Annotated in this window: 7 protein-coding genes and 2 pseudogenes; all 9 read left to right on the top strand. The window is 59.9% G+C overall.

Features of this window, described 5'->3' with window-relative positions:
- The first annotated feature begins 209 nt into the window (after positions 1-209).
- The gene (locus tag BG52_RS16490; RefSeq protein WP_223298985.1) at positions 210-599 is read left to right on the top strand and encodes a hypothetical protein; all 390 of its coding nucleotides are present in this window, start codon (positions 210-212) and stop codon (positions 597-599) included.
- A pseudogene (gene smc, locus BG52_RS10405) lies at positions 490-2817 on the top strand (chromosome segregation protein SMC); the annotation flags it as partial. The gene BG52_RS16490 and the pseudogene smc, both read left to right, overlap by 110 nt.
- 175 nt (positions 2818-2992) lie before the next feature.
- A complete protein-coding gene (ftsY, locus tag BG52_RS10410) occupies positions 2993-3991 on the top strand; it encodes a signal recognition particle-docking protein FtsY (protein ID WP_036583898.1) in 999 nt (332 codons plus the stop codon).
- Positions 3992-4185: 194 nt separating this feature from the next.
- Positions 4186-4551, top strand: coding sequence for a YlxM family DNA-binding protein (gene ylxM, locus BG52_RS10415; RefSeq protein WP_036583928.1), 366 nt, complete (start codon positions 4186-4188; stop codon positions 4549-4551).
- A gap of 60 nt (positions 4552-4611) precedes the next feature.
- Entirely contained in the window at positions 4612-5997 is a 1386-nt protein-coding gene (gene ffh, locus BG52_RS10420) for a signal recognition particle protein (protein ID WP_036583901.1), read from the top strand.
- 67 nt (positions 5998-6064) lie between these two features.
- The gene (gene rpsP, locus BG52_RS10425; protein WP_036583903.1) at positions 6065-6337 is read left to right on the top strand and encodes a 30S ribosomal protein S16; all 273 of its coding nucleotides are present in this window, start codon (positions 6065-6067) and stop codon (positions 6335-6337) included.
- Between the two features lie 25 nt (positions 6338-6362).
- Positions 6363-6593 (top strand): KH domain-containing protein, encoded by a 231-nt coding sequence (locus BG52_RS10430; RefSeq protein WP_036583905.1) that lies wholly within the window; start codon positions 6363-6365, stop codon positions 6591-6593.
- Between the two features lie 79 nt (positions 6594-6672).
- Positions 6673-7191, top strand: coding sequence for a ribosome maturation factor RimM (gene rimM, locus BG52_RS10435; RefSeq protein WP_036583908.1), 519 nt, complete (start codon positions 6673-6675; stop codon positions 7189-7191).
- Between the two features lie 3 nt (positions 7192-7194).
- Positions 7195-7377 (top strand): annotated as a pseudogene (locus BG52_RS10440) (tRNA (guanosine(37)-N1)-methyltransferase TrmD); the annotation flags it as partial.

Consider the following 7377-nt stretch of genomic DNA (forward strand, 5'->3'; position numbering starts at 1 on the left):
GGACGGAAGCGCAGGCGAAGCTCGACGAAACGACCGGAGCGCTTGCTTCGGTCAGAGATAAATATGCGGCCGACAGCGAGCGTCAGCGCAAGATTCAGGGCATTCTGGAGGAAGCGCAGACGACCGTCCGCAAATGGGAGCAGAAGATCGACGCCCTAACGTCGCGGCGCGATACGATGAAAGAGATGCAGAATGACGGGGACGGCTTTATGCAAGGCGTTCGCGAGGTGCTCAAGGCGTCGAGAAAAGGCGCCGGAGCCGGCGGTTTATCCGGCGTGCACGGCGCGGTCGCCGAGCTGATTCGCGTTCCCGAGCATTTGGAAATTGCGGTGGAAACCGCGCTCGGCGGCGCGCTTCAGCATGTCGTGATGGAAGACGAGCGCTCGGCGCGGCAGGGCATTGCTTTTCTGAAGCAGCGCCAGCTGGGACGGGCGACGTTCCTGCCGCTGGACGTCATGAAGGGCCGCAGTGTGCCGGAGAGCGAGAAGCGAAGAGGAAGCCAAGTGGTCGGAGCAGCTCCAGGAGCTGACCGCCCGCCGGACGGAAGCGCAGGCGAAGCTCGACGAAACGACCGGAGCGCTTGCTTCGGTCAGAGATAAATATGCGGCCGACAGCGAGCGTCAGCGCAAGATTCAGGGCATTCTGGAGGAAGCGCAGACGACCGTCCGCAAATGGGAGCAGAAGATCGACGCCCTAACGTCGCGGCGCGATACGATGAAAGAGATGCAGAATGACGGGGACGGCTTTATGCAAGGCGTTCGCGAGGTGCTCAAGGCGTCGAGAAAAGGCGCCGGAGCCGGCGGTTTATCCGGCGTGCACGGCGCGGTCGCCGAGCTGATTCGCGTTCCCGAGCATTTGGAAATTGCGGTGGAAACCGCGCTCGGCGGCGCGCTTCAGCATGTCGTGATGGAAGACGAGCGCTCGGCGCGGCAGGGCATTGCTTTTCTGAAGCAGCGCCAGCTGGGACGGGCGACGTTCCTGCCGCTGGACGTCATGAAGGGCCGCAGTGTGCCGGAGAGCGAGAAGCGCCATATCGTCGGTACGGACGGCTATGTCGGCGTTGCGGCGGAGCTGGTCGACAGCGAGCCGCAATATGCGTCGATCGTCGCCAACCTGCTCGGGAACGTGCTGCTCGCCGAAACGCTGGAGCAGGCGAACCGGATCGCCGCGAAGTGCCAATACCGGTTCCGTGTCGTTACGCTGGAGGGCGACGTGGTTAATGCCGGCGGCTCGATGACGGGCGGCAGCCTGCAGAAGAAAGGCGCCAATCTGCTCGGCCGCCAGCGCCAGATCGAGGAGCTGGATGAGGAGATCAAGGGAACCGGCTCGCAGCTCGGCAAGCTGAAGGACAGGGCGGACGATCTGCGCAAGGAGCTGTCGATCTGCTCCCAGAACATCGAGGAGTACCGGGGGCAGGTCGAGCAGCTGCGGATGGAGGAGCAGCAGTTCCGCTCCGACCTGCAGGTGGCTGAGCAGGAGGAACGCCGGCTGCGCGAGCAGCATCAGCTGTCGACGGACGACCGGAGCAGCCAGATCAGCGAGCGCGAGGAGCTGTCCCTAGCGAAAGCGGCGGCGGAAGAGCGGCTGGTCGTCATGACCGTCGAGGAAGCCCGGCTGCAGCAGGCGATCCGCGAAGCGGAGAACCGCCGGAAGGCGAGCGAGTCGGCCAAGGAGGAGTTGCAAACGCAGCTGACCGACTTGAAAATCGCCGTCGCCAAAACCAACCAGGAGAAACAGTCGTTCGAGGATCAGGCGGCGCGCGTGCGGGCGGACATCAATCGGGCGAAGCAGGAGCTTGCGTCATTCCGCGACCTCGCTTCCGGGCAGGAGGAAGAAGGGCGGAGGCTTGAAGCGGAAATCGTCAGGCAGACGGAGGAACTCAATCATTTCCGGCTGAAAAAGCAGGAATGCTCCGAGCAAACCGATTTCAAGCGCGCGGCGCGAGCCGAGAAGGTGCGGCTGCTCGAGCTGGAAGAGAGTGAAACGAAGGAGCAGCGGACACAGCTGCGGCAGGTCGAGGACCGGATCCGGCAAACCGAGATCGCCGCCAACCGGCTCGATGTCGAGCTGGATAACCTGCTGCGCAAGCTGAGCGAGGAATATGAGCTGAGCTTCGAGCTGGCGAAGGAGCGTTACCCGGTGCCCGAGGACATCGCCGGAACGCAGAACGAAGTCCGCGATCTGAAGCGGCAGATTGTGATTCTCGGCGAGGTGAATCTCGGAGCCATCGAGGAATACGAGCGGGTGAAGGAGCGCTACGAGTTTCTGAATGCGCAGAAGAACGACCTCATCGAGGCGAAGACGACGCTGTACCAGGTCATCCGCGAGATGGACGATGAGATGGGCAAGCGCTTCAAGTCCACGTTCGATCAAATTCGCGGCCATTTCGGCCATGTGTTCTCGAAGCTTTTCGGCGGCGGACGGGCCGATCTGCTCATGCTCGATCCGGATAGGGTGCTGGAGACGGGCATCGATATCGTCGCCCAGCCTCCCGGCAAAAAGCTGCAAAACCTGCAGCTGCTCTCCGGCGGCGAGCGGGCGTTGACGGCGATGGCGCTGCTGTTCGCCATCCTGCAGGTGAAGCCGGTGCCGTTCTGCGTGCTTGACGAGGTGGAAGCGGCGCTCGATGAGGCGAACGTTGCCCGTTTTGCGCAGTATTTGCGGGAATTCTCGGAGGGAACGCAGTTTATCGTCGTCACCCACCGCAAAGGCACGATGGAGGAAGCCGACGTGCTGTACGGCGTGACGATGGAGGAAGGCGGCGTGTCGAAGCTGGTGTCGGTGCGGCTGGAGGACGAGGAAGCGGTATCCGCCTAATGGAGCCGGTAACCGTCACATGATGTGCGTTAGGGTGCGGTGGAGGCCGCCTGGAGCTGCCGGTGCCAGCCGGCCCTGAAGCCGAGTGTCCCCGACAGAGGATTTCTTGCAGCGGGCGCAGTTGGCCGCGAATGGAACAAAGAAACCAGATAGAGGAAAGGCGGAGAGTCCTGACGTGAGCTTTTTTAAGAGATTGAAGGAAAGCATTTCATCCAAAACCGAGGCGGTCACCAACAAGTTCAAGGATGGTCTGACCAAAACCCGGTCGGCGTTCGTCGAGAAGGTGGAGGAGCTCATTACCCGCCGCAAAAAAATCGACGAGGCGTTCTACGAGGAGCTTGAGGAGATTCTGATCGGCGCCGATGTCGGCGTCAATACCGTCATGGAGCTGATCGACCAGCTGCGCGCAGAAGTGAAGAAGCGTAAAATCGAGGATGCGGCCGAGCTGCAGCCGGTACTGTCGGAGAAGCTTGTAGGCTTGCTGCGCGGCGGCGAGAACCCCGGTCTCAATATGGCGGCGAGCGGAATGACCGTCATTCTGTTCGTAGGCGTCAACGGCGTCGGCAAAACGACGACGATCGGCAAGCTGGCGCACCGTTTCAAAAACGAGGGCAAAAGCGTGCTGCTCGCGGCGGGCGATACGTTCCGCGCCGGCGCGATCGAGCAGCTTGAGGTATGGGGGCAGCGGGTAGGCGTGGACGTGATCAAGCAGTCGGCGGGCTCCGATCCGGCAGCCGTGATGTTCGATGCGGTTCAGGCGGCGAAGCAGCGCGGCGTGGACGTGCTGTTGTGCGACACGGCGGGCCGGCTTCAGAACAAATCGAACCTGATGGAGGAGCTGAACAAGATTTTCCGCGTCATTCAGCGGGAGGTACCGAGCGCGCCGCATGAGGTGCTGCTCGTGCTGGACGCCACAACCGGGCAAAATGCGCTCAGCCAGGCCAAGCTGTTCGGCGAGAAAAGCGGCGTAACCGGCCTTGTGCTCACGAAGCTGGACGGCACGGCAAAAGGCGGTATCGTCGTGGCCATCCGCAACGAGCTCGACCTGCCGGTCAAATTCGTCGGCCTCGGCGAGAAAATGGACGATCTGGAACCGTTCGATTCCGAGCAGTTCGTGCACGCGCTGTTCGCGGGCCTGATTGCTAAGGAAGAAGAGCAGGCGAGCGAAGCGTAGACCGTTAACCGCTTGTTCCGAAGCGGCCGCTCCTTGCCTGCGCCGCAAAATCGAAGATATACCGTCTTCGAGCGGCTCGTCGCCATCTGACAAGGAATATAGCTTGACACCGGGCGGTGTGATCGGCTATGATAAAGGACGTTGATCAGGTGTAAAGGTTTGTCCCTTGACGAAAGGAGGGGCCTGCGGTGGCGATGAGCGAGCCGGGCGCCCTGGCAAAGACGACCCGCATCAATTTATTGTTCGATTTCTACGAGCCGCTCTTGACCGACAAGCAGCGGACGTTCCTTAAATATTATTTTCACGACGACTATTCCCTTGGCGAAATCGCGGCGGAGTTCGAGGTCAGCCGCCAAGCCGTCTATGAACATATCAAGCGTGCGGAAACCGTGCTGGAGAGCTGCGAGTCGAAGCTTGGGCTGCTGGCGAAGCATGAGTTGCTGCAAAGCTGGTTGACCAAGCTGGACCAAGCCGTAGTCAGTCTCCCCAGGGAGCATTCGGCCGTACCGGAGCTGGAGGCCGTCGCGCGCGGCTTGCGCAAGGCGCTTGAGCAGGAATAGCAGGCATCACCCAAACATTCGAGATTGCTTCATAAACTAAAGGTTTCGGAGGTGAAGGCAATGGCAGCGTTCGAAGGATTGACAAGCCGATTGCAGAACGTGTTCGGCAAGCTGAGAGGCAAAGGCAAAGTATCCGAAGACGACGTGAACGAAGCGATGCGCGAGGTTCGGCTGGCGTTGCTCGAAGCCGACGTTAACTTCAAGGTCGTCAAGGATTTTGTGGCGAAGGTAAAGGAGCGTGCGCTCGGCCAGGAGGTCGTGAAGAGCTTCACGCCCGGCATGGTCATCATCGATCTCGTCAACAAAGAGCTGACCGAGCTGATGGGCGGCACGACGAGCAAGTTGGCGAAAGCAAACAAGCCGCCGACCGTCATTATGATGGCGGGCCTGCAGGGCGCGGGTAAGACGACGACGTCCGGCAAGCTGGCCCGGTTGCTTCAGAAGAGCAACCATAAGCCGCTGCTCGTGGCGGCGGACATTTACCGGCCGGCGGCGATCAAGCAGCTGCAGGTGCTCGGAGAGCAGATTCAGGCCCCCGTCTTCTCGCTCGGCGACCAGACGAGTCCGGTTGAAATTGCACGCCAAGCGCTTGCTCAGGCCAAAGCGAACGGCAACGATTACGTCATTATCGATACGGCGGGCCGGTTGCACATCGACGAAGCGCTAATGGAAGAGCTCAAGCAAATCCATGAGGTGACGAAGCCCGACGAGGTGCTGCTGGTCGTCGACGCGATGACCGGCCAGGACGCGGTGAACGTGGCGCAGAGCTTTGATGAACAGTTGGAGCTTACGGGCGTCGTGCTCACGAAGCTCGACGGCGACACGCGCGGGGGCGCGGCGCTCTCGGTCAAGGCCGTTACGGGCCGTCCGATCAAGTTCGCGGCCATGGGAGAAAAGATCGATTCGCTTGAGCCGTTCCATCCCGACCGGATGGCTTCCCGCATACTTGGCATGGGCGATATGCTGTCGCTGATCGAGAAGGCTCAGGCCGGCATCGACGCCGACCAGGCGGCCGAGATGGAGCGCAAAATGCGCACCGCTGAATTCACGTTCGAGGATTTCCTCGAGCAGATGGCGCAGGTTCGCAAGCTTGGCCCGCTCGACCAAATTTTCGACATGCTTCCCGGCATGGGCGGCAAGATGAAAGGCCTCAAGGACGTCAAGGTTGACGAGAAGCAGATCAACCGGGTTGAGGCGATCGTCAGGTCGATGACCACCGAGGAGAAGCGCAAGCCGGAGCTGCTCAACCATAACCGCCGCAAGCGCATTGCGGCAGGCAGCGGCACTTCGGTCGCCGAAGTGAATCGGCTCATCAAGCAGTTCGACGACATGCGGAAGATGATGAAGCAGTTCTCGTCGATGATGGGGCCCAAAGGCCCCAAGGGCGGCATGAAAGGGCTCAAGGGCATGCTCGGCAAAGGGGGCATGAAGTTCCCGTTCGGTTGATAAAGCATTCGGCAGCCACGGGGATCCGCATTTTACGAAAAGTTTTTGAAGGAGGTGAATCATCAACATGGCAGTTCGTATTCGTCTGAAACGTATGGGTGCTCACAAGGCTCCTTTCTATCGTGTAGTCGTATCCGATTCCCGTTCGCCGCGCGACGGCCGTTTCATCGAGGAAATCGGTACGTACAACCCGGTTGCTCAACCGGCACAAGTTAACATCGATGAAGAAAAAGCGTTGAAATGGCTGCAAACCGGAGCGCAAGCTTCCGATACCGTTCGCAACCTGCTCAGCAAAGCCGGCGTTCTCACCAAGTTCCATGAGCTGAAGCAACAGAAATAATTGCTAAGCTGCGGAGGGCCTTGAAATGAAAGAATTAATTCTTGTCATCGCTAGGGCTTTAGTGGATCATCCGGAAGAAGTCCGCGTCGACATGCGGGAGGAGCCGCGCGGCACGGTCTACTCGCTATCTGTTCACCCCGAGGACATCGGCAAAGTGATCGGGAAGCAGGGCCGCATCGCCAAAGCGCTCCGAACCGTCGTTTCGTCTGCGGCGCCGAAGGACAGACGCCGCATCATCGTGGATATTGTTTCTTGAACGTTCAGACGGGCAAGGGTTGGGATGAATGTCCTAACCCTTTTTCGTATATATTGAAGGTGGATAAGGAGGGCTGGCCGTGTCGGACAAATGGTTTACGGTGGGCAAGCTTGTCAATACGCACGGCATTCGCGGCGAGGTAAAAATGTTGTCGTTCACTGATTTTCCCGACGTCCGGTTTGCGCCCGGCAGCAAATTGACGCTGCATGACCCGCAGTCTCCGGCAACCGCTACGGTGGAAGTCGTCAGCGCGCGCGAGCAAAAAGGGACGTACGTGGTCAGGCTGAAAGGCTGTGACAACATTAATGAGGTTGAACGCTACAAAGGCTGGGATATCAAGGTGACGGAAACCGAGCTCGCCCCGCTTGAGGAAGGCGAATATTATTATCACGAGATCGTCGGCTGCCGCGTCGTCACGGAGGAGGGCGAGGAGCTGGGCGTGATCTCGGAAGTGCTGAGCCCGGGCGCCAATCACGTATGGGTCGTCGATCGCCCTCACGGAAAGCAGGTACTGCTGCCCGTCATTGACGACGTCGTGCTGGACGTGAATGTAAAGGACAAGCTGGTAACCGTCCGGTTGATGGAAGGGTTGATCTGATCGATGCATATCGATGTGCTCACGCTGTTCCCGGAAATGTTTGACGGCGTGTTCGGCGCAAGCATGCTAGGCAAAGCCCGGGACAAGGGCATCGCCCGTTTGCGCGCCGTAAATTTCCGCGATTATGCGAATAACAAGCATAATACGGTGGACGATTATCCGTACGGCGGCGGCGGCGGAATGGTG

The organism is Paenibacillus darwinianus (assembly GCF_000598065.1).
Classification (GTDB): Bacteria; Bacillota; Bacilli; order Paenibacillales; family Paenibacillaceae; genus Paenibacillus_I; species Paenibacillus_I darwinianus.

Excerpts from the sequence above, each read along its gene's own strand:
- BG52_RS16490 (WP_223298985.1), top strand. The coding sequence starts at position 210 with ATGCAAGGCGTTCGCGAGGTGCTCAAGGCGTCGAGAAAAGGCGCCGGA.
- ylxM (WP_036583928.1), top strand. The coding sequence starts at position 4,186 with ATGAGCGAGCCGGGCGCCCTGGCAAAGACGACCCGCATCAATTTATTG.
- ffh (WP_036583901.1), top strand. The coding sequence starts at position 4,612 with ATGGCAGCGTTCGAAGGATTGACAAGCCGATTGCAGAACGTGTTCGGC.
- rpsP (WP_036583903.1), top strand. The coding sequence starts at position 6,065 with ATGGCAGTTCGTATTCGTCTGAAACGTATGGGTGCTCACAAGGCTCCT.
- BG52_RS10430 (WP_036583905.1), top strand. The coding sequence starts at position 6,363 with ATGAAAGAATTAATTCTTGTCATCGCTAGGGCTTTAGTGGATCATCCG.